At 70.9% G+C, this 25,273-nt stretch carries 25 protein-coding genes and 2 pseudogenes; 17 read left to right on the forward strand and 10 right to left on the reverse strand.

Annotated features, from left to right (window positions below; all coding sequences use genetic code 11):
- Positions 1 to 171: 171 nt before the first annotated feature.
- Positions 172 to 870, forward strand: coding sequence for a GntR family transcriptional regulator (locus ABD793_RS02625; RefSeq protein WP_344854841.1), 699 nt, complete (start codon positions 172 to 174; stop codon positions 868 to 870).
- 9 nt (positions 871 to 879) lie between these two features.
- Here the strand turns inward: ABD793_RS02625 and ABD793_RS02630 are convergent, their stop codons facing one another.
- The 5 genes from ABD793_RS02630 to ABD793_RS02650 form a co-directional block, all read right to left on the reverse strand.
- Complete coding sequence (locus ABD793_RS02630; protein WP_344854843.1) at positions 880 to 2,025, reverse strand: ABC transporter ATP-binding protein; 1,146 nt, start codon at positions 2,023 to 2,025, stop codon at positions 880 to 882.
- A 12-nt stretch (positions 2,026 to 2,037) separates the two neighbouring features.
- Positions 2,038 to 3,789, reverse strand: coding sequence for an ABC transporter permease (locus tag ABD793_RS02635; protein ID WP_344854845.1), 1,752 nt, complete (start codon positions 3,787 to 3,789; stop codon positions 2,038 to 2,040).
- 64 nt (positions 3,790 to 3,853) lie between these two features.
- The gene (locus ABD793_RS02640) at positions 3,854 to 4,948 is read right to left on the reverse strand and encodes an ABC transporter substrate-binding protein (RefSeq protein WP_344854847.1); all 1,095 of its coding nucleotides are present in this window, start codon (positions 4,946 to 4,948) and stop codon (positions 3,854 to 3,856) included.
- Between the two features lie 5 nt (positions 4,949 to 4,953).
- Positions 4,954 to 5,820, reverse strand: coding sequence for an amidohydrolase family protein (locus ABD793_RS02645; RefSeq protein ID WP_344854849.1), 867 nt, complete (start codon positions 5,818 to 5,820; stop codon positions 4,954 to 4,956).
- A 38-nt stretch (positions 5,821 to 5,858) separates the two neighbouring features.
- Positions 5,859 to 6,764 (reverse strand): substrate-binding domain-containing protein, encoded by a 906-nt coding sequence (locus ABD793_RS02650; RefSeq protein ID WP_344854851.1) that lies wholly within the window; start codon positions 6,762 to 6,764, stop codon positions 5,859 to 5,861.
- Between the two features lie 519 nt (positions 6,765 to 7,283).
- Between ABD793_RS02650 and ABD793_RS02655 the strand changes: the two genes are divergently transcribed.
- The 8 genes from ABD793_RS02655 (at position 7,284) to ABD793_RS02690 (ending at position 15,066) form a co-directional block, all read left to right on the forward strand.
- Entirely contained in the window at positions 7,284 to 7,859 is a 576-nt protein-coding gene (locus tag ABD793_RS02655) for an SRPBCC family protein (RefSeq protein ID WP_344854853.1), read from the forward strand.
- Positions 7,843 to 8,697: an HpcH/HpaI aldolase family protein gene (locus ABD793_RS02660; protein ID WP_344854855.1), complete on the forward strand. Its 855-nt coding sequence runs from the start codon at positions 7,843 to 7,845 to the stop codon at positions 8,695 to 8,697. The genes ABD793_RS02655 and ABD793_RS02660 overlap by 17 nt, the downstream gene beginning before the upstream one ends.
- Positions 8,698 to 8,716: 19 nt before the next feature.
- The gene (locus ABD793_RS02665) at positions 8,717 to 9,772 is read left to right on the forward strand and encodes an amidohydrolase family protein (RefSeq protein ID WP_344854857.1); all 1,056 of its coding nucleotides are present in this window, start codon (positions 8,717 to 8,719) and stop codon (positions 9,770 to 9,772) included.
- On the forward strand, positions 9,769 to 11,421 hold the full coding sequence (locus ABD793_RS02670) for a thiamine pyrophosphate-binding protein (protein WP_344854859.1): 1,653 nt from the start codon (positions 9,769 to 9,771) through the stop codon (positions 11,419 to 11,421). The genes ABD793_RS02665 and ABD793_RS02670 overlap by 4 nt, the downstream gene beginning before the upstream one ends.
- 29 nt (positions 11,422 to 11,450) lie before the next feature.
- Positions 11,451 to 12,314 carry a hypothetical protein gene (locus tag ABD793_RS02675; protein WP_344854861.1) on the forward strand — a complete coding sequence of 288 codons (864 nt, stop codon included), beginning with the start codon at positions 11,451 to 11,453 and terminating at the stop codon, positions 12,312 to 12,314.
- A 33-nt stretch (positions 12,315 to 12,347) separates the two neighbouring features.
- Positions 12,348 to 13,325 carry a type 2 periplasmic-binding domain-containing protein gene (locus tag ABD793_RS02680; RefSeq protein WP_344854863.1) on the forward strand — a complete coding sequence of 326 codons (978 nt, stop codon included), beginning with the start codon at positions 12,348 to 12,350 and terminating at the stop codon, positions 13,323 to 13,325.
- Between the two features lie 23 nt (positions 13,326 to 13,348).
- Positions 13,349 to 14,200: an amidohydrolase family protein gene (locus ABD793_RS02685; protein ID WP_344854865.1), complete on the forward strand. Its 852-nt coding sequence runs from the start codon at positions 13,349 to 13,351 to the stop codon at positions 14,198 to 14,200.
- A gap of 161 nt (positions 14,201 to 14,361) precedes the next feature.
- On the forward strand, positions 14,362 to 15,066 hold the full coding sequence (locus tag ABD793_RS02690; RefSeq protein ID WP_344854868.1) for a GntR family transcriptional regulator: 705 nt from the start codon (positions 14,362 to 14,364) through the stop codon (positions 15,064 to 15,066).
- A gap of 51 nt (positions 15,067 to 15,117) precedes the next feature.
- On the opposite strand, the gene ABD793_RS02695 is transcribed toward ABD793_RS02690, so the two are convergent.
- Entirely contained in the window at positions 15,118 to 16,263 is a 1,146-nt protein-coding gene (locus ABD793_RS02695; RefSeq protein WP_344854871.1) for a M48 family metalloprotease, read from the reverse strand.
- Between the two features lie 56 nt (positions 16,264 to 16,319).
- Here ABD793_RS02695 and ABD793_RS02700 point away from each other — a divergent pair.
- The 3 genes and pseudogenes from ABD793_RS02700 to ABD793_RS02710 all read left to right on the forward strand — a co-directional run.
- A pseudogene (locus ABD793_RS02700) lies at positions 16,320 to 16,790 on the forward strand (LD-carboxypeptidase); the annotation flags it as partial.
- 100 nt (positions 16,791 to 16,890) lie between these two features.
- Entirely contained in the window at positions 16,891 to 17,103 is a 213-nt protein-coding gene (locus tag ABD793_RS02705) for a hypothetical protein (RefSeq protein ID WP_344854874.1), read from the forward strand.
- Positions 17,104 to 17,135: 32 nt separating this feature from the next.
- Positions 17,136 to 17,186, forward strand: a pseudogene (locus ABD793_RS02710) (hypothetical protein); the annotation flags it as partial.
- Positions 17,187 to 17,440: 254 nt separating this feature from the next.
- On the opposite strand, the gene ABD793_RS02715 reads toward ABD793_RS02710, so the two are convergent.
- Positions 17,441 to 17,899 carry a DUF5994 family protein gene (locus ABD793_RS02715; protein WP_344854876.1) on the reverse strand — a complete coding sequence of 153 codons (459 nt, stop codon included), beginning with the start codon at positions 17,897 to 17,899 and terminating at the stop codon, positions 17,441 to 17,443.
- 1,587 nt (positions 17,900 to 19,486) lie between these two features.
- On the opposite strand from ABD793_RS02715, the gene ABD793_RS02720 reads away from it, so the two are divergent.
- The 4 genes from ABD793_RS02720 (at position 19,487) to ABD793_RS02735 (ending at position 21,481) form a co-directional block, all read left to right on the forward strand.
- Positions 19,487 to 20,539, forward strand: coding sequence for a fatty acid desaturase family protein (locus tag ABD793_RS02720; RefSeq protein ID WP_344854878.1), 1,053 nt, complete (start codon positions 19,487 to 19,489; stop codon positions 20,537 to 20,539).
- Positions 20,536 to 20,991 (forward strand): DUF5994 family protein, encoded by a 456-nt coding sequence (locus tag ABD793_RS02725; protein ID WP_344854880.1) that lies wholly within the window; start codon positions 20,536 to 20,538, stop codon positions 20,989 to 20,991. The genes ABD793_RS02720 and ABD793_RS02725 overlap by 4 nt, the downstream gene beginning before the upstream one ends.
- A gap of 134 nt (positions 20,992 to 21,125) precedes the next feature.
- Positions 21,126 to 21,317 carry an RGCVC family protein gene (locus ABD793_RS02730; protein ID WP_344854882.1) on the forward strand — a complete coding sequence of 64 codons (192 nt, stop codon included), beginning with the start codon at positions 21,126 to 21,128 and terminating at the stop codon, positions 21,315 to 21,317.
- A 2-nt stretch (positions 21,318 to 21,319) separates the two neighbouring features.
- On the forward strand, positions 21,320 to 21,481 hold the full coding sequence (locus tag ABD793_RS02735) for a DUF6307 family protein (protein ID WP_344854884.1): 162 nt from the start codon (positions 21,320 to 21,322) through the stop codon (positions 21,479 to 21,481).
- A gap of 307 nt (positions 21,482 to 21,788) precedes the next feature.
- Here the strand turns inward: ABD793_RS02735 and ABD793_RS02740 are convergent, their stop codons facing one another.
- The gene (locus tag ABD793_RS02740) at positions 21,789 to 22,643 is read right to left on the reverse strand and encodes a TIGR03564 family F420-dependent LLM class oxidoreductase (protein WP_344854886.1); all 855 of its coding nucleotides are present in this window, start codon (positions 22,641 to 22,643) and stop codon (positions 21,789 to 21,791) included.
- An 84-nt stretch (positions 22,644 to 22,727) separates the two neighbouring features.
- Here ABD793_RS02740 and ABD793_RS02745 point away from each other — a divergent pair, with 84 nt between their 5' ends.
- A complete protein-coding gene (locus ABD793_RS02745) occupies positions 22,728 to 23,303 on the forward strand; it encodes a TetR/AcrR family transcriptional regulator (protein WP_344854888.1) in 576 nt (191 codons plus the stop codon).
- A gap of 19 nt (positions 23,304 to 23,322) precedes the next feature.
- Here ABD793_RS02745 and ABD793_RS02750 read toward each other — a convergent pair whose 3' ends face one another.
- Together ABD793_RS02750 and ABD793_RS02755 are read right to left on the reverse strand one after the other, a co-directional pair.
- Positions 23,323 to 24,003 (reverse strand): response regulator, encoded by a 681-nt coding sequence (locus ABD793_RS02750; protein WP_344854890.1) that lies wholly within the window; start codon positions 24,001 to 24,003, stop codon positions 23,323 to 23,325.
- Positions 24,000 to 25,247 carry a sensor histidine kinase gene (locus ABD793_RS02755; protein WP_344854893.1) on the reverse strand — a complete coding sequence of 416 codons (1,248 nt, stop codon included), beginning with the start codon at positions 25,245 to 25,247 and terminating at the stop codon, positions 24,000 to 24,002. The genes ABD793_RS02750 and ABD793_RS02755 overlap by 4 nt, the downstream gene beginning before the upstream one ends.
- Between the last annotated feature and the right edge of the window lie 26 nt (positions 25,248 to 25,273).

Below are 25,273 nucleotides of genomic sequence, written 5' to 3' on the forward strand. Positions count from 1 at the left end.
CCTCGGCGGCACGGACAGCGGAGAACGTACCCGGTCCGGGGGCGATTCCGCCGGGTCGCACCGCGCCGTGGCCGTCCGGGCGAGGGGGAACGACGGCCGGCTCCCGAGGTCGTAGGATCTTGCCGACGGCAGTGCGTGCGCGACCGGGACGGTGTGGGAGGCAGACGGGTCATGGCGGTAGACACGGGGGAGGGTGCGGCCAGCCACGGCGGCCCGGATCCGAGCGCCAGCCGCACGTCGCAGGCCTACCACGATCTCCGCGGGCTGATCCTGTCCGGGCACTACGCGCCCGATTCCCGGCTCACCGAATCGGAGCTCACCGCACGGCTGGAGGTTTCCCGCGGCACCATCCGTTCGGTGCTCGCGCGGCTCGCGCAGGAGGGGTACGTCACCGCGGAGGCGAACCGCAGTGCCCGTACCCGGTCGTTTTCCGAGGACGAGGCGATCGAGATCCTGGAGACCCGCGAGGTGCTGGAGGCGGCGCTGGCGGCCAAGGCCGCGGAGCGGGCCACCGAGGACGACATCGCGGCGATGACCGGGACCTGCGAGCGCATGTGGGCAGGCCGCGAGTCGAACGGGCGCGACGAGTACTCGGCGCTCAACCGCCGGTTCCACGAACAGGTCCGCCAGGCGGCGCGGCAGGCCACGCTCACCAGGTTCGTCGACAGCCTGCTCTACCCGCTGGTGCTGCGGCAGTACCGGGACATGGAGCGCTCGCGGCCGCGGGCCACCGTGGTCCGCGAGCACGAGGCGATCCTGTCCGCCCTCGCCACACACAACCCGGAAGCCGCCGCGGCCGCGATGCGTCACCACCTCTCGGCCGTCCGGCGCGCGCTCCAGCTGGGGTTCTCCGCTTCGTCCGGGGCCTGACGCCGGAAGCTAGGACCAGAGCGCCACCGTCCACTCGGGATCCAGCAGTACGCCGACCTCGTCGCCGGGGCCTGCCCGCAGGTGCGCGTCGGCGTGTGCGCGCAGCGACACGTCGTCCACCGCGACGACCACTTCCCGGCGGTCGCCGAGGTACTCGGTGGAGGTGATGCGTGCCGGGAAGCGGTTGGGCTCGCCTGCGGCCGGTACTTCGGTGACGACGCGGACGTGTTCGGGCCGGATGCACACGTGCACCTCCCGGCCTGCCGTCGGCGGCGCGGGCGGGGTGGCACTGCGTCCACATCGGAGTATCCCGACGGAGGTCTTGACCTCGACCACGTTGTCCGCGCCGCGCACCCCGTCCACCACACCGGGGACCAGGTTCGCGCTGCCGACGAAATCGGCGACGAACCGGGACGCCGGCGAATCGTAGATCTCCGCGGGCGAGCCGATCTGCTCGATGCGGCCCCGGTTCATCACCACGATGGTGTCCGACATGGCGAGTGCCTCCCCCTGGTCGTGCGTCACGTAAAGCGTTGTGACGCCGAACTTCTGCTGGAAGGACCGCAGTTCGGCACGCAGCTGCGCACGGAGTTTGGCGTCCAGATTGGACAGTGGCTCGTCCAGCAGCAGCACTTCGGGCTCGCACAGCAGGGCGCGCGCCAGCGCGAGCCGCTGTTGCTGGCCGCCGCTGAGCTGGGTGGACCAGCGATCCGCGTACTCGGCAAGGCCCACCTGGTCGAGCATCGCGTGCACCCTGGTCCTGGCCTCGGCGCGGGAACAGGTCTTGCGCCCGTAGCGCAGCGGGAAGGCCGCGTTGTCGTAAACCTTCATGTGCGGCCAGATCCCGTAGGACTGCGGAACCATCGCGATCGGCCGGTCTTCCGGGGCCACGTCCCGGCGGGCCTGCGCGGAGAAGACCGACTTGCCGTTCATCGAGATCTCGCCGCGGTCGGCGCTCTCCAGCCCGGCGAGACAGCGCAGTGTGGTCGTCTTGCCGCAGCCGCTGGGCCCCAGCAGCGTGAAGAAGCTCCCGCGCGGCACGGTGAAGCCGACGTCGTCGACGGCGAGGCTGACTTCACTGCTCTGCCGCCGGGTGAACCGCTTCTCCAGCCCGGAAATGGTCACCGCGTGGTCAGGCGCGACGAGGTTCTGCATGATCACGACACCTCACATGTGTTGTTGGAAGCCACGACGGTTGACCCACCACACCGAGCCTGCGGAAAGGGCGAGCAGGAGCACCGCGAGTGCGCTGGCCTCGGGGTAGTTCGCGCTTTCCCCGATCATGTCCCACAGCAGCACCACGACCGTGCGGTTGTCGGAGCTGGACAGCAGCAGCGCGATGGGCAGTTCGCCGAGCGCGTTCGCGAAGACCCACAACCAGGTGCGGGTCACCGCGGGCGCGGCGAGCGGGAGGACCACCCGGCGGAGCACGGTGCCCCGCCGGGCGCCGGAGACCCGGCCGACCTCTTCGAGTCCGCCGTCGAGCTGCAGCAGGGAGGTCTGGATCATCCGCGACGCACGGGGCACGTAGCGCGTGGTGAGTGCGATGACGATGATCCAGATGGTGCCGTAGACCGGGATGGGCAGGAACAGATACAGGAACAGCACCGCCACCCCGAGCACGACGCTGGGCACGGCGAAGACCAGGAAGGACAGGTCGAACAACGCCCGGCCGGCCCGGCCGCCCCGCGCCGAGGCCAGCGCGAGCCACAGGCCCAGGCCCGCGGTGAGCGTCGCGGTCACCAGGCTGATCACCAGCGTGTTGACGATCGCGTGGGTCAGGCTGGGGTTGGCGAAGATCGCACCGTAGTTGGCGAAGCTGAGCCCGCTCAGGCTGTCCAGGCTGATCGGCTGCAGGTACGGGGTCAGGCTGGTCCACACCAGGGTCAGGATCGGGATGACGATCGCGACGAGCACGTACAGCAGCACGATCGTCATCACCGGGTAGCGCCACCGGCCCAGCCGTACCGGGCTCGAGCGGTACCCCTTGCCGCCGACGACGCGGAACCGGTGCGATTCCCGCGTCTGGCGCCGGTAGACGGCGATCATCACCAGCGACAGCAGGACCAGCAGCACGCCGTAGGCGCTGGCCCGCCCGTAGTCCGACAGGCCCGACGGCGGCTGCAGCGCGGCCTGGACGAGGCTGCTGAACACGAAGATCTGGTCCGGGGTGCCGAGGATCGACGGGATGGCGAATTCCTCCAGCGCGATGACCGCCAGCAGCATCGCCGCGGCGCTCATCCCCGGCAGGGTGAGTGGCAGCACGACCTTGCGGGTACGGGTCAGCCAGCCCGCGCCCGAGGTCGCGGCGGCCTCCTCGAATTCGAGGTTGAGCCGGGCGAAGGTGGGCGCGAGCATGAGGTACATGCTCGGGACGCCGAAGATGCCCGCCACCAGGATCATCCCGGGCAGCGAGTAGATGTCGACGGAGAGCCCGGAAACCCGCCGGATGAGGATCGCGAGCGGGCCGTTGGCCGGATTGGCCGCCAGTACCCAGGCCACCGCCATCACGGTGGCCGGCACCGCCATCGGTGCCAGCGTGCTCGGCGCGAGGAACCGGCGGCCGGGCAGGTCGGTCCGTTCGAACAGGTAGGCCAGCCCGACGCTGATGACCAGCGCCACCACCACCGTGCCGGTCACGAAGATCAGCGAGTTGAGGGCGACCTCGAGCACCCGCGGGGAGGAGAAGATCTTCGTGAAGTTGCCGAGGGTGAAGCCGGGGATCTGGAAGGGCAGTTTCAGCTCGCTGTCCTTGAGGCTGCTGTAGATCAGCATGCCGAGCGGGAACAGCACGAGGTAGGCGAGCAGCACGCCGATGGCGATGTTGACGCCGGTGCGGACGCGGTCGCGGCGGTGCGGGCGATCGGCGTCGGGCGGGCTGGGGGGTGCGGCGGTGGCGACCCGGGTGCCGGACTGCATCGTTGGAGTCTCCAAGTGGGCGGAGGGGCTGCCGCGGCGGGCGACCGCGGTGCGCACGGTGGCGTCAGTTCACGTCGGTGCCCAAAGCCTGCTCGACCTGGGGGAAGAAATCGGCGAACTGCTGGTACTGCCGGATATCGGTCTCGCTGAACCACCGGACGCCCGCGTCGCACAGTGCGCCGATGACGCGGTTGGTGGCGGCCTGCGAACAGTCGGTGTCGTTCGGGATGATCGAGTTGTAGCTGCCGACCAGCGCGGCCTGGCCCTCCGGTGAGGCGAGGAACGCGGTCAGCAGCCTGCCCGCCGCCGGATGCGGGGAGCCCTCGGGCACGAACAGATAAGCCTTGTTGGCGTTGGTCGGGCCGACCGGGGCGACCGCGATCGGCGCGCCCTTGGCACGGTCCTCCAGCACGAGGTTGATCAGGTCGGTGCCGATCGGGGTCTGCCCGGAGGAGATGTTGGTGTGCGCCTGCGTGGTGTTGTCGGTGTAGTGCGGGTGCAGCCGGCCCAGCCTGGCGGCGAAGTCGAGCCCGGCATCGGTGCCCAGCGCGCGGTCCTGTGCCCACACCGTCATGAACGACCCGCGTGATTCGACGGTGAGCTTGCCGCCGTTCCACCTCGGGGACAGCAAGCCGTTCCAGTTCCGGGGCACCACCGACGCGGGCACCGCGTCGGTGTTGTACGCCCAGACCTTCGGCACCGCCCAGACGTAGACGAAGTTCCCGTCGAAGATCTGGTCACCGGGTACCCGGAAGCCCGCCCAGTCCACCTTCGCCGCCATGTCCAGCGAAGGCAGCACGGTGAGCCCGCCCGCATTCGAGACGTCGAAGCTGACGCGGCCGGCGGCCTGTTCCACGTTGAGCTGGGTGACCAGGTCCGGCGCCTTCTTGTTGGTGTACTTCACCGAGATCCCGGGGTACTTCTTCTCGAACGCCTGGATCGCCGGCCGCATCTGTGCCTCCGGTTTCGGCGCGAACCAGATGACCTGCCCCTCCGCCTTGGCGGCCCGGTAGAGCTCGGCCAGGTTCCGGGCGTCCGGCGCCGGGGGCGGTTTGCTGCAGGCGGCGCCGACGAGCGCGCACAGGATCGCCATCGCGGCCAGCCGCCGCACCCGGCTCGCCGTGGCGGTCCGGCGTGCTTCTTCCCGAGTTCTGCGCACGGCCCTCACTGTCCCCCCGCGTTCGGCGTGATGCCATACAGCCGGGCGGCGGTAGCGCCGGTGACGAGACCGAGGCCGGTGCCCTCGAGTGCGGGCAGCTGAGCCAGGACGAGGTCGGCCAGCTCGGACAGCGACCCGGCCGAGGCGGGGAAGTTCGAACCCCACAGCACGTGGTCCGCGCCGAATTCCTCGACCAGCGCACCGACGACCGGCGCGGCCGATCCCGCCTCGCGCTGGGCTCGCAGTACGGCGGGCGGGGTGAGCTTCACGAACACCCGTCCGGTCTCGCTGAGCCGGGGGAGCCCCGCGTCGCTCGGGTAGGCAGGCCCGTCCAGCTGCGGGCGGGCCGCGTGGTCGAGGACCACGGTCAGTCCCTGGTACTGCCGGAGGATGCCGGCCAGCAGCGGGGCGTGCTTGGCGTGCATCTGGATGCAGACCGGGATCCCGCGGTCGGAAAGGAACTGCCAGACCGGCGCCATGCGTTCGTCGTCGAGGCCGCGGCCGGGGGTCGGCACGGCGGTCGTCCCGTCCGCGGCGCGGATGCGGACGCCGGAGAAGCCGCGTTCGTCGATCCAGTGGCTCAGATCGTCGACCGCCTTCGGCGAGAGGAAATCGACCGAGCAGACACCGCGGAGCCGGTCGGGATGGCGGGCCAGCTGGTCGGCGACGTAGCTGTTGTCGAATCCGTACACCGTCGAGGCCTGGACCACCACGAGGTGATCCACGCCCGCGGTGTCCGCCGCGCGCAGCAGGCCGTCGAGGTCGGCCGGGCGTTCGCGCGACCAGTCGGAACGGTGCCCGCCGAGCGGGGCGGCGGGATAGCGGGTGGTGTCCGGGGAAATGATGTGCGTGTGCGTGTCGACGCTGAACATGGGCACCTCCGGGCTGGGGGACGGGCGGTCGGCGGGGATCAGGCGGAGCCGCCGAGGTGGCGGGTGAAATCACCGAGGAGTTCGGCCACCGTCACCGGGGTGCGGATCACGTTCTGCTGCAGCGCGTAGTCGATCGCCACCTGCAGACCGGCGACCAGCTCGTCGGTGATGCCGAACCGGAGGGCGCGAACCCGGGGACCGGGGTCGGGCGCAGTGGCTGTGCGCTGCTCGATCCGGGCGCCGAACGCCCGGTAGAGCTCGGCCACCGTGTCCGGTTCGGCCTCGAGAAGATCCCGGCGGACGGTGAGCATGTGGTTGATCGGCACCGTCGCGTGCCGGACGCCCCAGGCCTCCTCGGCCTCCCGCCACCGCGGGATGATCGGGACCAGCGGTCCCTGTGCGCCGTCGAGTGCGGGCGGGCCGAGCACGGCGGCGCCGACCTCGCCGCGCTCCAGTACTTCGAGCAGCTTTCCGTGGGTGCGCTCGACGTTCGGCGGCTCGACGTACTCGGCCACGTGCGGGCCCTCGGTGGTCACCCAGGTGACGTCCTTGGCGTCGATGCCGAACTCCTCGTGCAGGATGCCGCGGACCCACAGGCCCGACGTCTGGCTGTAGGCCCGCACGCCGACCTTGCGCCCGGCGAGGTCGGCCGGTTCGAGTTCGGCCGAGCCGGGCCAGCGGGTCAGCGAGTGATGGTGGAAGTCGCCGCTGAGCACCACCGGCAGCAGGGAGATCGCGACGCCTGCCTCGCGCGCCTGCAGGAAGGTGGCGAGTGCGAGTTCGCTGGCGTCGTAACGGAGTTCCCGCACCATCGGGGCGAATGCCCGGTAGATCGGGTCGGCCGCTTCGACGGCGACCGGATGTCCCCCGGCGGTGAACCCGGGGTCGGTGAGGAACGCTGTGTGCGGGTAGGACTTCACCGCGACGGACAGGGTCCTGGCCATGGACAACTCCTCTGTTGCGCTGGAGGCGAGAGCGGGGTGCCGCGGCGCTGGTGCGGGGCACGCAACCGCGAGGCGAACACCGAAAGTGTTGAACAGTATCAGCGACCGTACGCGGACAGAGTAGGCTTTTCAAGGGTTATGGCGGCACATCGTCCAACAATCTTGCGCAGAACCCGTGTGAACACCGGTCGGCGTCGCGGAGGTGTGCCGACAGTGGCCGGGTGCTCACGGCGGGCGGCGGGGAGATTCACGCTCTTGGTGCGTGGTGCGCGCTCTTGTTCTACAAAATTAAGTGGTCAGGGTGTGGCTGCCCGAGGAAGTCTTTATAAATACGGGGCTTCTTGCCGGATCCTGCCCGCCGCTGCTACGGTGCTCGGCGAAGTTGTTAAACAATCCAGCCATCGGCTCTGAACCGTCCGGGTTCCGGCCAGTCCGCACCCGCCGGGGTTCGCCGTCCGCGTGCCGCCCGGTGCGCGCCGGGCGGAGACCGCCGGCGAACCGCCAAGCGAGGTCACAGCTTTGATCGAGATCGATGAGGAGATCCCCGTTCCGGCACCGCCGGAACGGGTGTGGGAGGTCGTTTCCGACCCTGGCGAGGTGGTCTCGTGCATCAGCGGTGCCGAGCTCGGCGACTCGCACGAGGACGGTTCGTTCGACGGCACGCTGGTCGTGAAGTTCGGTGCGGTGCGGGTCCGGTTCGGTGCCCGCGTGTCACTGGACCTGGACGAACCCGGGCGGGAAGGCCGGCTGTCGGCGAAGGGCAGGGACGGCCAGGGCGCCACCCGGTTCTCCGCGCACGCCACGTTCCTGGTGACCGCGGACCCGGCCACCGGCGGCTCCCGGGTCCGGGTGACCGGCGAGGTGCACCTCGCGGGCAAGCTGGCCTCGCTGATCGAGGCCGGTGCCGGTGCAGTGGTTTCCCGGATGACCAAGGAGTTCTCCGGTGAACTGGTGCGCAAGTGCGCGGGTGAGCAGGGTGCCGCCCCGGTGCCCGAGCGACCGTCCCGGTGGGCCCGGCTGCGGGCCTGGTGGCTGCGGATCGTCCACAACCGACAGACCAAGCGGAGTGAGGTGCGCAGTGGCAAGGCTCAATAGCGTGATCGGTGCCCTGGAATCGGGGCAGCCCGCGTTCGCGGCGTTCGCCGCGCCCGAGCCTGCGGTGGCGCTCGACTTCGCGGCCGCGGCCTACGACGGCCTGGTCTTCGAGGCCGAGCACAAGCCGTGGGACGCCGCGACCTTGCGCGATTGCCTGCAGTACCTGCTCGACCGCAGGCGCATCTTCGAAGCAGGCACTCTCGCCCCGTCGCCGACCCCGTTGGTCCGGGTGCCGGTCAACGGTGCCGAACACGGCCAGTGGCACGCAAAACAGGCCCTCGACCTCGGGGCGTACGGGATCGTGTGGCCGCACATCTCCCGCGTCGAAGAGGCGCGCAACGCGGTCGCGGCGTGCCGGTACCCCCGGTTGCCCGGCGTCGACCGCTTCGAACCCGCCGGACTGCGTGGCGATGCGCCCGCGGCGGCCGCGCGCTACTGGGGGCTGTCCACTCAGGACTACTACGCGAAGGCCGATGTGTGGCCGCTCGATCCGGACGGCGAGATCCTCGCCGTGATCCAGATCGAGGACCGGCTCGGCATCGAGAACCTGCCCGCCATCCTCGACGAGGTGCCGGGCATCGGGCTGGTGCTGATCGGCGAGGGGGACCTGAGCCAGGAGCTGGGCGTGCCGCGGCAGCTGGAGCACCCGCTGATGGTCGAGGCACGGAGCCGGATCGTCGCGATCTGCCGGGAACGCGGCGTCGTGGCGGGGCACCCGCACGTCACTGCCGCCAACGTCGAACAGGTCCTTGACGAGGGCTACCGCTTTCTGATGACCGCACCGGTGCGCAGCTACCCCGGCCTGGAGCTGGGCCGCAAGCTGACCGGCCGCGGCTGACCCTTCGGGAGGAACTGCCATGATCATCGACTGTCACGGTCACTTCACCACCGCGCCTGCCGCGCTCGGCCGGTGGCGCGAGCGTCAGATCAGGGCCTTCGAGGACTCCGGTGCGCGCGTCTCGCCCGACGAGCTGCGCATCGGCGACGACGAGATCCGCGCCGCGATCGAAAACGGCCAGCTGAAGCTGCAGCGCGAACGCGGCACCGACCTGACGTTGTTCTCGCCGGGCGCGGGGAAGATGGCGCACCACTACGGCGACGCGGAGACCAGCCTGGTCTGGTCGCGGGTGAGCAACGACCTGATCGCCCGTGTCTGCGGCCTGTTCCCGGACCGGTTCGCCGGGGTGTGCCAGCTGCCCCAGTCGCCGGGCGACGCGCTCGCCGCCTCCGTCCGCGCCTCGGCCGCCGAGCTGGAACGCTGCGTGACCGAACTCGGGTTCGTCGGATGCCTGCTCAACCCGGACCCGTCCGACGGGTACTGGCAGGCGCCGCCGCTGACCGACCGGGTCTACTACCCGCTCTACGAGAAGATGGTGGAGCTGGACGTGCCGGCGATGGTGCACGTCGCGATGTCGCGCAACCCGGCCGTGCAAGGCACCTGCGCGCACTACCTCAACGGGGACACCACGGCGTTCATGCAGTTGTGCCTTTCCGATCTGTTCACCGATTTCCCGACGCTGCGGCTGATCCTGCCGCACGGCGGTGGTGCGGTGCCGTATCACTGGGGCCGCTACCGCGGGGTGCGCCTCGACCGCGGTCTGCCACCGCTGGAGGAATCGTTGCTGGGCAACGTCTTCTTCGACACCTGCGTATACCACAAGCGGGGTCTCGAACTGCTCACCGACGTCCTTCCAGCCGCGAATGTGCTGTTCGCCTCGGAGATGATCGGCGCCGTCCGCGCGGTCGATCCGGAGACCGGGAACCGCTTCGACGACACCTTGGCACTGCTGGAATCCCTCGATTCCCTGACCCCGGCGGACCGGCGCGCCATCTACGGCGGCAACGCGTTGCGGGTGTTCCCCCGGCTGTCCGGCCGCGTCCACCACCACGAAGAGCAGGAGGCCACGCGGTGAAGGTCTACGAAGCACTGGCCGCGGCGTTCGCCGCGGAGGGCACCACGGACGTGTTCGGCATGATGGGCGACGCCAACATGCACTGGATGAACGCGCTGTCCGGGCACGGCACCCGGCTCTACGAGGTGCGCCACGAGGGCGCGGGGCTGAGCATGGCACACGGGTTCGCCCGTGCCTCGGGCCGGCCGGGGGTCGTGACGACCACGAGCGGGCCGGGGACCGCGCAGCTGGCCACCTCCATGCTCGTGGCGAGCCGCGCGCGGATCCCGCTCGTCGCCTTCTGCGGCGAGACCCCGCTCGGCGACGAGAGCGCGGTGCAATACCTGGACCAGCGCCGCTTCGCCGCGGCGATCGAATGCGAGTTCCTGCGCGTGACCAAGGCGGATTCGGCCGAGGAGGTGGTGCGGCGCGCCTTCTACCTCGCCCGCACCGAATCCCGGCCGGTGCTGATCAGCGCGCCGACCGATGTGCAGCTGCAGGAATTCGAGGACGTACTGCCGTACGCACCGTCCACCGAACTGCTCAACGCCCCGGCCCTGCTGCCGCATCCGGATCGGATCGAGCAGGCGGGCGAGCTGATCGCGGCGAGCAAGCGACCGGTGATCATCGCCGGGCGCGGGGCGCGCAACGCAGGGGCGGCGGAGCAGCTGCTGGCGCTGCAGCGGCGGACCGGCGCGCTGCTCGCGACCACACTGCAGGCGAAGAACTGGCTGTACGGGCAGACCGACTACCACGTCGGGATCGCCGGGCTGTTCGGCAGCAAGGTCGCGATGGAACTGTTGCAGGAGGCCGATTGCGTGGTGGCGGTGGGGGCGAGCCTCAACCACTACACCATCGAGAGCGGCTACCTCTTCCCGGACGCGAAGTTCGTGCAGATCGACACCGCACCGCACGTCGTGATGGGCAACGGCCGGGTGGCCGACTCCTACGTGCAGGCGGACGCGGTGACCGGGCTCGAAGCTCTCACCGGTGCACTGGAACGCCGCGGCGTGCAGCTCGAGGGCTTCCACACCGAAGATGTGCACCGCAGGCTCACCGCGCCGCTGGTCGACCCGGCCGACTACCACCGCGAACCGGGGCTGCTCGACCCGCGCGAGGCGATCGCGGTGGTCGACGCCGAACTGCCCGGCGAGATCGGGCTGGTGCTCGGCAGCGGGCACCAGACCGACTTCGGCACGATGCTGTTCCAGCGTTCCCGCGAGGTCACTTCGAACTACGGGATGTTCGGCGCGATCGGACAGGCCCCGTTGCTGACCATCGGCGCCGTGGTGGCCAGGGGCGGCGAGCCGATGTTCGTGGTCGAGGGCGACGCGAGCTTCCTGATGCACCTTTCCGAGTTCGAGACCGCCTGCCGTTACCGGCTGCCGGTGCTGGTCGTGGTCATGAACGACGAGGGACTCGGTGCGGAGTACCACAAGGCGAGTGCCAAGGGGCTCGACCCCGCGCTCGCGGTGATCCCGACACCGGAGCTGGGTGCGGTGGCCCGCGCGCTGGGCGGTGGCGGTGCGACGGTGCGCACCACCGACGAACTGCGCGCCGCGCTGGCCGAGTATGTCCGCGCGCCTCGTCCGACCGTGATCGACGTCCGGATCACCCGCGACGTGCTGAGCGTGCCCTACCGGCGGATCCAGTACGGCGAGGACGTGTGAGCGCGCCCGGCGAGGAGAGGAACCAGGGGATGAAGATCGTGCTGGGCAGGGACGACCTCGCGGCCGCGGCGGTCGAAGCGGCCGCGAGCGCCGGGGCCGCAGCGGAGCGACTGGACGTGCGCCCGGTGCACAAGGCGTCCCGCGGTTTCCTCCAGGAGGGCACTGCCGACGTGTGCGAACTCGCTGTGGTGACCCTGCTGCAGGCGGTCGCCTACGACAAGCCGGTGGCCCTGCTGCCGATCACCGCGCTCGGCAGGCACCAGCACCAGACCCTGGTGACCCTCGGCGAACCCGGGGTCGGCGCGGTGCGCGGCCGGACCGTCGGCGTGCGTTCCTGGAGCCAGACCACCGGGGTGTGGCTGCGCGGATTCCTCACCGAGCAGTACGGCGTCGAACTGTCCGAAGTGGACTGGATCGGGTACGAGGACGGGCACGTGCCGGAGTACGCCGATCCGGCGTGGGTGAAGCGGGCGCCCGAAGGCGCCAAGCTGCCCGCCGATTTCCTCGACGGCAGGGTCGACTACGGGATCATGGGCAACGAGCTGCCCGCCGACGAACGGATCCGCACGGCCGTCCCGGATGCACTCACGGTCGCCTCGGAATGGGCCGCAGGCAAGGGGTTTGCCCCGATCAACCACGTGGTCGCGATCAACCCGGCGGTGGACGCCAAGGCGGCGCTCGCGGTGTACGACGCACTGGCCGCGGCCGTCGAGCCGACGCAGGGCCCGGTGAACCTGAACCCCGTCGGATTCGAAGCCCTGCGCGGACCGGTGACCGAGGTCGCCCGCTACGCCAGGGAGCAGGAGGTGCTGCCGCGCGCCGTCTCCTTCGACGAGCTGGTCGACCGCACCTGCGCCGCGCTCGGGGTGCGCGCGTCCCGCCTCGGCGGCTGAACCCGCGACCCCTCCCGGAAAGAAAGGCATGACATGGCAAAGCTCACGGTGGTACTGGGGGAGTACGCGCACGGACGCGCCCTGCTCAACGGTGACGTCGAAGTAGCGGGACACGCGGTGGAGCCGGTGGAGGTCTCGCCGGTCATCGGCGCCTACCGGCGGATGATCCGCGACCTCGAGTTCGACGTGTGCGAGCTCGCGCCGACCTCCTACCTGATGGCGTTGCAGGCGGGGGTGGCGCTGACCGCGATCCCGGTGTTCCTCAACCGCCGGTTCCACCACGCCGACGTGCAGTGCGGTGCGTCGTCCGGGATCCGCTTCCCCGGCGACCTCGCGGGCAAGCGGATCGGGGTGCGTGCCTACACGGTCACGACCGGCGTGTGGGTGCGCGGCATCCTGCACGACGAGTACGGCGTGGACCTCGACACGGTCAAGTGGGTCGTGGACGACGAGGACCACATCGAGGGCCGTGCCCCGGCGAACGTCGAACGCGTCACCGACGGCCGCTCGCTCGGTGCGCTGCTGCGTGCCGGCGAACTCGACGCAGCGTTGAGCGGCAACGCCGGCACCGGACGTGCCGGCGCGCCGCGGGCGGGATGGTCGGCCGCAGAGCAGCCCTCCGGTGACGAGGGGCCCTACCCGCTGTTCCCCGACCACGAGGTGCTCGCCGCCGACTGGTACCTGCGCACCGGGATCTACCCGCTGCACTCGGTGATCGCGATCCGCCGCGAGCTCGTCGAGCGCGATCCCGGGCTGCCTGGCGCGTTGTACGCCGCGTTCGCCGAGAGCAAGCGCCGCCAGGTCGAGGCGGATCCGGAGTGGTCGGCACTGCCCCGGCTCGGCAGGCAGGCCCGTGGGCTCGGCACCGACCCGATCCCCTACGGCCTCGGCGCGAACGACCGGAGCGTGCGAGCGCTCGTGCGGTTCTCCCGCGAGCAGGGCCTGCTGGACGCGGACTTCCCGGCCGAACCGCGGCAGCTGTTCGCCGACGGCGACTACCCGGACGCCTGATCTTCTCCCGAAAGGTGCAGTGTATGGACATCGTCGACACCCACTGCCACGTCGTCTCCGCCGACCTCGACCGGTATCCCCGGTCGCCGCTGGGTGGCAAGCAGTCCGGCTGGGTCTCCGGCAGGCCGGTCACCGCGGAGGGGATGGCCGAGCGGATGACCGAGGCGGGCGTCGGACAGGCGGTGCTGGTCCAGGCGACCACCGCCTATGGCTACGACAATTCGTATGTGCTCGACAGCCGGGCGCAGCGGCCCGGCCGGTTCCTCGCGGTGGGGACTGTGGACCCGTTGCGCCCCGACGCGGCCGAACACCTGGCGGCGGTGACCGGTGCGGGCGGCCTGTCCGGCGTGCGGCTGTTCACCAGCGGCAGCACCGTGCCCACCCAGGGAGAGTGGTTTGCGGCCCCGGAAACCCATCCGTTCTGGGCGAAAGCCGCGGAACTGGGGGTGCCGGTCTGCCTGCAGATGCGGCTCGGCCCGGCGACCGCCCGGCTCGTCGAACTGCTCGCCCGGTTCCCGTCCGTCCGGGTGCTGCTCGACCACCTCGGCTATCCCGGCATCGCCGAGTCGCCCGGCGAGGCCGGCGCCGAGGTGGCGAAGCTGGCCGTGCACCCGGGTCTGCACTTGAAGCTGACCCACCGCAACCTGGAACCGTTGCACGAGGCCGGAAAGGAGGCCGCAGCCTTCCTCGATCCGGTGCTGGGCGCCTTCGGCGCGAACCGGATCGCCTGGGGGTCGAACCTGCCCGCGGCCGAACAGTCGCTGCCCGAACTGGTCGCGCTCGCCCGGGGCGTGCTGTCCGGGGTTCCGGAGGCCGAGCAGCGCGAGATCTTCGCGGGCACGGCGCGCAGGCTGTATCCGGGATTGACCGGTTAGGCAGTGTCCGGTACGTCATCGAAGCCGGAGCACGATGGTGAGTTCGGCCCGGTAGCCACGCCCATCGACGGCCGGGCACATCCCGTCACCGCCTTGCTGCGGCGGCAACAACGGCTCAATCACTTACCGGACAAGCCCTGGCCGCCGGAACGGGGGAGTACGTGGACGACAGCGACGGCAAGGCCACGACCACCCGCTACGGCCAGGTGTACGAGGAACTGCGCACGGTGCTGCTTTCCGGCGGCTACGAACCGAACACCCGGCTCACCGAAGCGGATCTGACGAAGCGGTTCGCCGTCTCGCGCGGGACGCTCCGCTCGGTCCTGGTCCGGCTCGTCCAGGAAGGGTACGTGACCAGCGAGGTCAACCGGGGAGTCCGCGCGCGGAGCTTCACCATCGAGGAAGCGGCGGACATCCTGGAGGCCCGCGAAACCCTGGAGGCCGCACTCGCGGCCAAGGCGGCGGAGCGGGCGACCGATGCGGAGATCGCCGGGCTGGGCCGGACGCTGGAGGCGATGGAACAGGCGCAGGCGGCCGGTGCGCAGACCTCGTACTCCCGGGGCAACCGGGCGTTCCACCAGCAGGTGAAGGACGCCGCCCACCAGTCCACGCTGGCGCGCACCTATGACACCCTGCTGTACCCGCTGGTGATGCGCCAGTACCGGAATCTCTCGGCCCGCCATCCGCGATCGGGTTCTCTGACCGAACACCGAGCGGTCTACCTGGCCATCGCGACCCGCAATCCGGAGGCGGCGGCCGCCACCATGCGCCACCATGTCGGCTCCGCCCGGCGGGCGCTGCTGCTCGGCGGGAACGGCACGGACCACGACCGGTCCGCCACGCGCCGGCTGTCTGCTTCGGACTGACCGGAACGCGGCGGTGGGCCGTCTCCCGACGGGAGGCGGCCCACCGGGGCCTCAGCCGCGAGCTGCGGCGACCGTGGACGGATCGCCGGCGGGCGGCACCAGGATCGGGTACTCCTCCTGGAAATTCTTGATCATCGTGGCGGACGGGACGATCTCGTTCGGGTTGTCCTGGCCGGTCGCCTGCTGCTCACCCCACGCGCCTGCGGCCTTGCGCTGGTCCGGGGTGCCGTGGCTGTGCTGGCAGTCGCCGATGGAGGCGTCGAGGTAGGTGGTTTCCTGCTGCAGGCGGGCATCCCACGCGTCACCCTTGGCGTGCGCGACGAAGTAGCCGCCGTAGGCGTCCGGGCCCATCTCGCTCGACTCGTTGAGCGGGTGGTTGTCGTGCGCGAAGTCAACCTGGTGGCCGTACTCGTGGCCGACCACGGCCTCCACCGAGACGTCGTCGTAGCCGAGGAGGTTGACCGTGTCGAGCAGGCCGTCCCCGAGCATCACGCGCTTGCCGCCGAGACTGTCGGCAGGTGCGGAGAACGCGTTGAGCGTGAGCAGCGGGTTGCGGCCGCCCTGCAGCACCGGCACCTCGTAGAGCACCTTCGTGGCGAGTGCGGCGGCGTCTGCGACCTGCGCGGGCGCGAGGCCGAGGCCGAAGGTCTGCTTCATCTTCTCCACGCTGCCCAGGTCGGTGCCCTTCCACGGCACCAGCTGGACGTCCCAGCTCTCGATGTCCCAGAAACCGCGCAGCTTGTCGATCGTCGCGGTGGCACGCGGGGTGTACTGCCCGTCGGTGCCGAAGACCTGCGGCGTCTTGTCGGTCGCGACGGCCTGGGTGTAGAGCTGGCTGAGCCCGGACACCGCGCCGAGCGCCTGGCTTTCGAGCGGTGTGAGCTGCGCGGCCAGCTTGTTCGCGTAGGTCAGCAGCGAACCCTCGGTGCAGCCGGGGATCGGCCCCTTGGTGGTCCGGTTCTGGCGGCCGATCTGCGGGATCGGCGACTCGAACAGCGGGTCGACGTCGCGCAGCGCGGTCGGGGGGAGCCCGTTGTAGAGGTCGGTGACGTACTGGTTGAGCTTCGCGACGTCCTGCTCGACGGTCGACGGATCGGCCGGGGCCGCGGCCGCGGGGACCGCGGTGGCGACTGCGAGCGCCGCCAGGGCGCCCGCCGCCGCGAGGGCTCTGCCGAGTTGTCCGGTGCCGGTGCGCATGGTGGTTCCCCTCTTCGGTGCGAGTCAAGATCACAAGGCACCGTCACAGTAGGACGATGGTCAGGTGCCGAACCCCGGCCACGACAAGACCCCCGGGATGGCCCACGTCTTTCGGCGGGTCCACACCGTGCGGACATCAGCCGAAAGTACTAGGGCACACGAGATCGGCGGCTGCGAGAGTGGGTGCATGTCCGGTGTCGATCAGACGGTGCTGCTGCCGCCGCGAATCCGTGCCGGCGATCGGGTCCGCCTCGTGTCTCCGGCCGGCCGGAGAGCTGCTCGCGGATTCCGTGCGGACGCTGGAAGGCTGGGGTCTCATCGTCGAGATCGGGGAGCACGCACTCGACCGTCGCGGCTATCTGGCCGGACGGGACGAGGACCGGCTGGCCGATCTCGACGACGCCTATCGTGATCCCGGGGTGCGGGCGGTGTTCGCCACGCGAGGCGGCGCGGGCGCGTACCACATCGCCGACGACCTCGATTTCGCGGCGGTGCGGGCCGATCCCAAGCCGTTGATCGGATTCAGCGACATCACCAACCTGCATCTCGCACTGTGGCGGCACTGCCGGGTCGCCGGAATTCACGGTTTCCTGTCCGGCGCGCTCCGCGGAGTCGAGGCGAAAGCTGGTGCAGGAGAGCGAACCCACCACGCTGCACCGGGATCCGGAAGCGCTCACCGCGGCCGTGGCGACCTCCGGCCGGGCCGCCGGTCACCTGGTCGGCGGCCATCTCGGCGCCGTGGCCGGGTTCGTCGGCGCCGGATTGCCCTGTCTGGACGGTGCGATCCTGTTTCTCGAGTCGCCGCGGGCCATCGGCTGGGACAGCTCGACCGGCAGCTGACGCAGCTCATCCGGGCCGGTTCGCTCCGTGGGCTGCACGGGGTCGCGCTCGGCCGGTTCCCCGGGTCCGAGGGATACACCGACCGCGGCTGGACCGTGCTCGACGTACTGCGCGACCGGCTGGAACCGCTGGGCATCCCGTGCTCGGCGGCCTCGACGCCGGCCACGGTGACGATCCGCTGTCCCTGCCGCTGGGTCCGGTCGCCGAACTGGACGCGGACGCAGGCACGCTCACCGCCGGCCCCGCGGTCCGCTGACCGCCGGTCACGGCGAACGCCGGACGGGACCGCAGCCCGGTTGCCCGCACCTGCCCCGGTTTTCCTTGCGCCTGCGCGGGATCACGCCGATTCGAGTGCGCCGGTGCCGGTGAGGATCACGTGTGCCGCGTCGGTGCACTCCGGGGCAGTGGCCGCGCTCAGCGCGCGTTCTGCCGCGTCCGGACCGGCTTCGGGCGGGATCACCAGGACGGTGATGTGCTGGATACGCGGGCCGATCACCACGACGGTGTGCTGCTGGAGGCCGAAGAAACCGGCCAGCCGCACCAGATCCGGTCCGTGTGCCAGCCGGTCGGGTGCGAGGTCCCACGCGGTGGGATTGAACCCGATCCGGTCCACTCGTCCGAAACGCTCGGTGAGCGCGGCGACGAGTGCGCTGAACTCGGTGACCGGCTCCCGCGAGCGCGGCCACCACGCAGCGTCGAAACAGCCTTTCGCCGCATGCGGTTCCTTGAATCGCAACCGGCGGCCGACGGCGAGTGAGTCGATCACGGTGCCCGCGGCACGGTCTTGCGGTTTCATCGCGGCACTCCTGTCCGGCCGGCGCGGGAATCCTTCCGGGGCGGTTGCCCCGCGGAGAAGTGGGGCCGATACGGCCAGCCTACGCCGGAGGGCATACCGGACCGATGAACATCAAGGGTGGCATTGCTGGTTGCTGCTGCGTGGCGGCAGCGGTGTGGTTACTGGTGCTGCTGGGTGAGTTCCGGGGTGGCATTGCGGGTTGCCGCTGCGGGGCGGCAAGGGTGTCGTCACTGGTGCGGCGAGTTCAATGGCGTCGTTCCCGGTTGGCGTTGTGGTGGCAGCGGTGTGGTTTCTGGTGCTGCTGGGTGAGTTCCGGGGTGGCATTGCGGGTTGCCGCTGCGGGGCGGCAAGGGTGTCGTCACTGGTGCGGCGAGTTCAATGGCGTCGTTCCCGGTTGGCGTTGTGGTGGCAGCGGTGTGGTTACTGGCGCTGCTGCGTGAATTCCGGGGTGGCGGCCCTGGTTGCCGCTGCGGGACCGCAGCGGTGTCGTCACTGGTGCGGCGAGTTCGACGGCGTCGTCCCTGGCTGCCGCTGCACGAGTACCGCAACGGTGGCGCCGCCGGGGGTCGGCCGGTGTCACGTCAGCGGCGTCGGCGCTTGGGGCCGGTGCGTGAGGAATGCGGGGCCGGCCGGGTGCCCGACCCTTCGCCGGCCGGGACGGGTGGCGGCCGGAACAGGCCGCCGTAACGGTCGTCCTGCGGGCGGATCAGCGCGCCGGGCCGTGGTTCTTCCTCGATCGGGTGGCTGAACGTCGCTTCTGGTGCGGTACTGATGAGGTTTCCTTTCACCGCAACGGGTCTGTGCCCTGCGGGGGAGCGGGTCACGCCGCGCTACCGTCGGCTGCCGGGTGCGCGCTACCGGCGGGTACCGCGAGTACGGTCGGTGCCGGAGCGGCTCGATGCCGCGAGGTGACGATGGTGTGTCGTGGGCCCGGCTGCATGCCGTGCTTTGTCTCCGGTCGCGTGAGGCGAAGGAGAACCGAGGACGGTGGTGGCTCGGCAGCCGCCACGCGGAATGCTCTCGGACACCACCGACGATACACCCTCGGACCGCAACGCACCGTTCCCGCCGGTGTACCGGCGCGCCGGACCCGCTTCGGGCCGGTCGGCCGGACCGGTGTACATCCGGTGAACACTGCGCGAGCCGAGCGTCCGTCCCGGCGGCCTCGGCGGGACCCGCACGAGCGCGACACGCTGGCCCGACCGCCGGAAGTGGGCAGCTCGACGGCGCGCATTCCCCGTTCGGGACGGTCGGAGGGGATTCGCGGGCGCGCCCACGGGGAACCCGGCTGGTGTAGCCTGCACGGTAGGACCCCAGACCTCGGTCGTGCCGATCGAGCCGCATCACGGCTGCCGACGACCGAGAGGACCCGGGCATGGCGAAAATCCAGTACGTGACTTGGTGCCGCGCGCGCTCGCCGGACGTGGCGGGCCGCCTGCCCGAGCACCGTGTGCATACCGGCCCCGGAAGACCGATCCGGCCGTCCGGTGCCGCCCGCACGACCAGAGCCGGGAGCCGTTCCCGGCATCCCGGCCTGACCCCACCGTTCCCGCTACTCGCCACAGTCATTCGACGAGGAGATCCACAATGGACACAGTGAGGTCGACCGCCCCACGCGGGCAGGCCACATCCGGGGGAAGCGAATTCGCCGAACTCACCGCGATGGTGAAGGAGGCCGGGCTGTTCCGGCGCCGTCCGCTGCAGTACGCGATGCGCGGTGCGCTGGCTTTGCTGGCCTACGCCGGTGTGTGGGTCCTGCTCGCGCTGTTCGGCGGAACCTGGTGGCAGCTGGGCACGGCGGTGCTGCTGGCCATCGCCTACACCCAGCTGGCGTTCCTCGGCCACGACGCCGGGCACAAGCAGATCTTCCGCGGCCGCAAGGCCAACGACGCGGTCGGCACCGCGCTGGCCGGGCTGGTCGGGATGAGCTACGGCTGGTGGGTGGGCAAACACACCCGCCACCACGCGAACCCGAATCTGGAGGACTCCGATCCGGACATCGACATGCCCGCGCTGGCGTTCAGCACCGGGCAGAGCCGTACCCGGGTCGGTTTCCTGCGCTGGATGGCGAAATACCAGGCGTTCCTGTTCTTCCCGTTACTGCTGCTGGAAGGTCTCGACCTGCACTGGTCCGGGATCAAAGCGGTCTGGCACGGCGAGCTGAAGGCCCGGCGGCTGGAGGCGGTGCTGCTCACCGCGCACCTCGTCGGGTACCTGGCCGCGGTGTTCCTGTTGCTGCCACCCGGGATCGCGGTCGCGTTCATCGCGGTGCACCACGCGGTGTGGGGTGTCTACATGGGATGCTCGTTCGCGCCCAACCACAAGGCGATGCCGCACCTGGAGCCGGGGCACCGGCTGGACTTCCTCCGCCGTCAGGTGCTGACCTCGCACAACGTCAGCGGCGGCCGCTGGATGACCTTCACCCTCGGCGGGCTGAACTACCAGATCGAGCACCACCTGTTCCCGAGCATCCCGATGGCGACCCTGCACCGGGCCCAGCCGCTGGTCCGGGACTTCTGCCGGGATCGCGGGATCAGTTACAGCCAGGGCGGGCTGGTGCGCACCTATGCAGACGTGCTGCGGCACCTGCACGAGGTCGGGTCTCCGCTGCGTACCGCACCGAAGGGCGCCGGAGGATGACGACCGCGCAGCAGCGGGGCGCCACGGCGGAAGCGGGAGACCGTTCCGCGGCGCGGCTGGAGATGAAGCGGACCGGTGCCGAACCCGGGCACGTGGACGGCGGCTGGTGGCCGCATTCGACCGATCTGGTGGCGGAGCTGCCCGCACTGGCGGCGGCGCTCGAGCACCGGCTCGGGCCGGTGAGCCGCGTGACCTACCACCTGGACACCTGGGCACCGGCCGAGCGCAAGGTGCGTGAAGGAGACCGGACGGTGCGGCTGGAAGGCTTCCGCGCCACGGATCCGCACACGATCATGGTGCTCGGCGCGGACTCCCGGCGGGTCAGCCTGCTGGTCGTGCCACCGGAGGTCTCCGAGAGCACTGCCCGCGCGGTACTGCTGGGCGCCGCGGACGCCACCACCGCCACCGTTGCGGAAATCCTGGCCGGCAACGGCGTTCCGGAGTGGCGCTGAGCCACTCCGGAACGCCATTGCCGCCGGACGGATGGCCTTGCCCGGCCCAGCCGGCAGTACCCCTTGGCGTTGTTGGCCGGTCGCGGAACGCGGCCGCGAAGCTCCCGCCGCCCACCTGAGCACCGAGGAGCACGATGATCGCGATGCGCACCGAACCGTCGAGCACCGGCGAGACCCACGCCGAGGACGGGTGCCCGGTCTGTCCACATGCGAGGGACGCACACGACCCGATCGCGAGCCGCTTCTGCGCGGCGACCGCGGCGGGCGAACTGCCCCGGGGATGCGCCTGCGCCTCCGGAACCCGGGAAACCAGGAAAGAGGTCTGACCATGACCACCGAGATCAGCTACGTGTCACGCTACGACCGGCGAGTCACCCAGGTGCAGGACCTGCTCGAGCAGGACACCGGCTTGACCGGCAGCGCGTCCCGGGCACTGGCGGTACGGCTGTTGCACCTCATCGACGAGGCGCCGGAGAAGCTGCGCCGGTAAGTCACCGGCACGCGGGCGGCTCCGGGAGCCCGGCCTGCTCACCACGGGCGCGTCCGGCGAGGTGCGGTGGCGACGGCCGATCGCGAGCGGCCGGTGACGGGGACGTTCGTTGCCCTCACCGAGGACTGCGACGTGGCCGAACCTGCCGCACACGCTGGCGGTGACCCGCTGGACGTCGCCGCGATTCGGCTGCGCCCGCAGTCACCACCGGGTGCCCGGCGATGTCGCTCGCGCGGCTGCTCGATCGGCCCCACCGCACGCGGTGCCGCAACCCGGACGGCCGGCGGCACCGGTCCGTGCGAGTGTCCTAAAGGGAGCGAGCCAGCTCGCCGGCGAGTTTCAGCGTCCTGGCCTTCTCCTCGTCGTCACCGACGAGACTGACCACCACCTCGGTCGCGCCGGCGTCCGCGTACGCGCGGACTGCGGATGCGACAGTGTCCTCGTCCCCGGCGACGACCGTCTCTGCGACATTGCGCTGTCCCTGCCGGTCGAGGAGTGTCCGGTAGGCGGGGAGGTCCGACGCGAAGCCGAGCGCACCGGCGACCTCGTCGCGCACCGTGTCCGGCCTCGAGGTCACGCTCAGCATCACTGCGGTCACGACACGCGGGTCCTTGGCCACCGCGTCGATCTTCGGCCGGATGTGCTCGGCGATGGTTCCCGGGGTCGCCCACACCGTGACCGTGCCGTCGGCGAGTTCGCCGGCGATGCGCAGCATCGCCGGGCCGAGTGCGGAGAGCAGCACCGGCGGTGGCTGCGAGCCGGGCACCTGGATGTGTCCGGTGCCGGAGAGCTCGGTGCGCAGCGTGGTCAGGTATTCGCGGGTGTGCTGTGCGGGCCGGTCGTAGGACAGGCCGTACACGTCCTCGATGAACTGCTTGTGGCTCGGCCCGACGCCGAGGGTGAACCGGTTGCCGGTGGCGACCCCGACCGTGAGTGCCTGTCCGGCCAGTGAGATCGGGTGGCGCGGGTAGGTCTGCACGATGGCCGTGCCCAGCTCGATCCCCGGCACGGCCGCGCCGGCGAGCGCCGCGACGGTGAGCGGATCCCAGGCCAGTACCTGATTGAAGAACGCGCTGGCCAGCCCGTGCTCGGCCGCTGCGCGTGCCTGGTCGATCTGGGATTGGAGGCCCGACTGGTCTCCGATGTACAGCCCGATCCGCATGCTTCCTCCAAGGTGAATTCGGAATTCCGCTTCTGCGACGGTAGCATAAGCTGAATCGGAAGTTCCGGTTATTGGGAGGCAGGGGTGCGAGCGGACGCACTGCGCAACCGGTCGGCGATCGCGGATGCGGCGCTGCGGCTGGCAGGCGAGCGGGGTGAGGCGGTGTCGATGGAGGACATCGCCCGCGAGGCCGGGGTGGGCGTCGGCACGCTGTACCGGCACTTCCCGGACCGGCGGGCCCTGCTGGAGGACATCGCCGTCGACGCGCTGCGGGAGCTGCGGGACGCCACCCGCGCGGAGGCAGGCCGAGCGCCGGCGTGGGAGGCGTTGCTGCGGATCGTGGACCACTGCGTGGCCCTGCCGCTGTCGTTGACCAAATCCCTGCTCACCGACGAACCGGAACGCGCTGAGCTGCCCGAGCTGGAGGTCGAGGTCACCTCGCTGATCGCCGGGATCGTGGCGGATGCGCAGCGGGAAGGCGATCTGCGCGCCGACGTGCCGCCTGCCGAAGCGGTGCGGGTGCTCAACGTGGCGGTCTGCCGCTGCGGCGCCCGCGCCGACGACCACCTGACCCGCGTGGTGCTGGACGGCCTGCGCGTGCCGAAGAACCGGCGGCCGCCGGTCTGGCGCGGTGACGAGGGGCGCGGAGAAGGTTCGTGAACTGCCGGCCGGGGCGCGGCTATGTGCCGGGAGTGACCACTCCGGCCTCGTAGGCGCTGATGACCAGCTGCGCGCGATCGCGCGCGTTCAGCTTGGCCAGCAGGCGCCCGACATGTGTCTTCACCGTGCCGAGCGCGACGTACAGGTGCTCGGCGATCTCGGTGTTGGACAGGCCGCGTGCGATCAAGGTGAGGACTTCTCGTTCACGCTCGGTGAGGCCCGGCAACGCTGTGCTGGTGGGCCCGGCGGGGTGTCCCTGGCGGGCGAACGTGGCGATGAGGCGGCGCGTGATCCGCGGCGCCAGCAGTGCCTCGCCTGCGGCGACCACCCGGATCGCGGTGATCAGCTCGGCCGCGGTCGAGTCCTTGACCAGGAATCCGCTGGCCCCGGCACGCAGTGCGGCGTAGACGTACTCGTCGAGGTCGAAGGTGGTGAGGATGAGGACGTGCACCGACGCCGTCTCGGGGTCGGTGCAGATGTGCCGGGTGGCTTCGATCCCGTCCATGTCCGGCATCCGGACGTCCATCAGCACGACGTCCGGCCGGTGGCGGCGGGCCAGCCGGACGGCCTCGGTGCCGGTCCCGACCGCACCGACCGGCCGGAGACCGGGTTCGGCCTCGAGCAGCGCGCAGAAACTCTCCCGGATGAGCGCGTGGTCGTCGGCGAGCAGCACACGGGTGTCCGGAGCCGGGGCCGTCACGAGGCGGTCTCCGGCTCGGTGTGCGGGATCTCGGCCACGACCCGGAATCCGCCGCGGGAGACCGGGCCGACCGCCAGGGTGCCGCCGTAGGCGGCGATCCGTTCCCGCATCCCGATCAGGCCCTGCCCACCGCCCGGACGGCGGCGCGGGATCGTGCGAGCCGGGCCGTCGTCGGCGACCTCGACGTGGACCGCATCGCTCCGCCCGCGCACGACGATCCGGCAGCGCCGGGCCTCGGAGTGCTCGACGACGTTGGTGAGGGCTTCCTGCACGATCCGGAACACTGCCAGATCGACACTCGGCGGGAGCCCCGCCGTTCCGGTCAGCGTGAGGTCGGCCTCCAGCTCCGGGCCGCAGAGACGATCGACCAGGGCGGGCAGGTCCGCGCTACCGGGTAACGGGCTCAATGCGGGCCCGTCCTCGGTTGCGTGCTCGGCTGCGTCGTCGGATGCCGGGCGCAGCACCCCGAGCAGCCGGCGGATCTCGACCATGGCGGCCCGGCTGGTCTGCTCGATGGTGCTCAGCGCGGCCTTCGCGTGCTCGGGGTTCTCCTCGGCCAGGCGGCCGGCCACGGACGCCTTGATCGCGATCAGGCTCATCGTGTGGCCGAGGATGTCGTGCAACTCGCGGGCGATCCGGAGCCGCTCGTCGGCGACCGCCTCCACCGCCGAGCGACGCGCGAACTCGGCTCTGGCCGCGCGTCGCGAGTGCACCACTCGCCCGGCGACCCAGGCCACGGTGAGCGAGACAGCCACGAACCCGAGCTCGAACTGCCACCACAGCGGCACCTCGCTGCGCGGCGCGCCCGGATCCACCGGCACGTGGATGCGGTAGAACTTGGGTACGGTCACCGCAGCGGCACCGAGGCAGACGACCAGCGCCGCGACAGCGCTGGTGGTCCGGTCGGTCAGCTTCGCCACCGTGTACGCGGCCACGGAGACAGGCGCGTAGGTCACCCACAGCGCCCCTGCGCCGCCGATGCCGAGGAAGGTCGCCGACGCGGCGACGAGCACGATCCAGGCCAGCACCGGGATGCTCCAACGGCGACGCAGCAGCAACGGCAACCCCACGGCTGCGCCGACTGCCCAGGCGACCCACACCGGGCCCGGGTACGCCGGACCGGGCGGGTCGAGCAGGGTGTAGGGCACCAGACACGTCAACGCCAGCGCCAGCACGACGTCGAGAACCACCGCGCGATGACGCCGGGGCTCCGGGAGCCGGTCCAGGCCGGCGAACTGCGGCACACCGGCACGCTACCGCCGGCTCCGGC

The organism is Amycolatopsis ultiminotia, assembly GCF_039536925.1.
Classification (GTDB): Bacteria; Actinomycetota; Actinomycetes; order Mycobacteriales; family Pseudonocardiaceae; genus Amycolatopsis; species Amycolatopsis ultiminotia.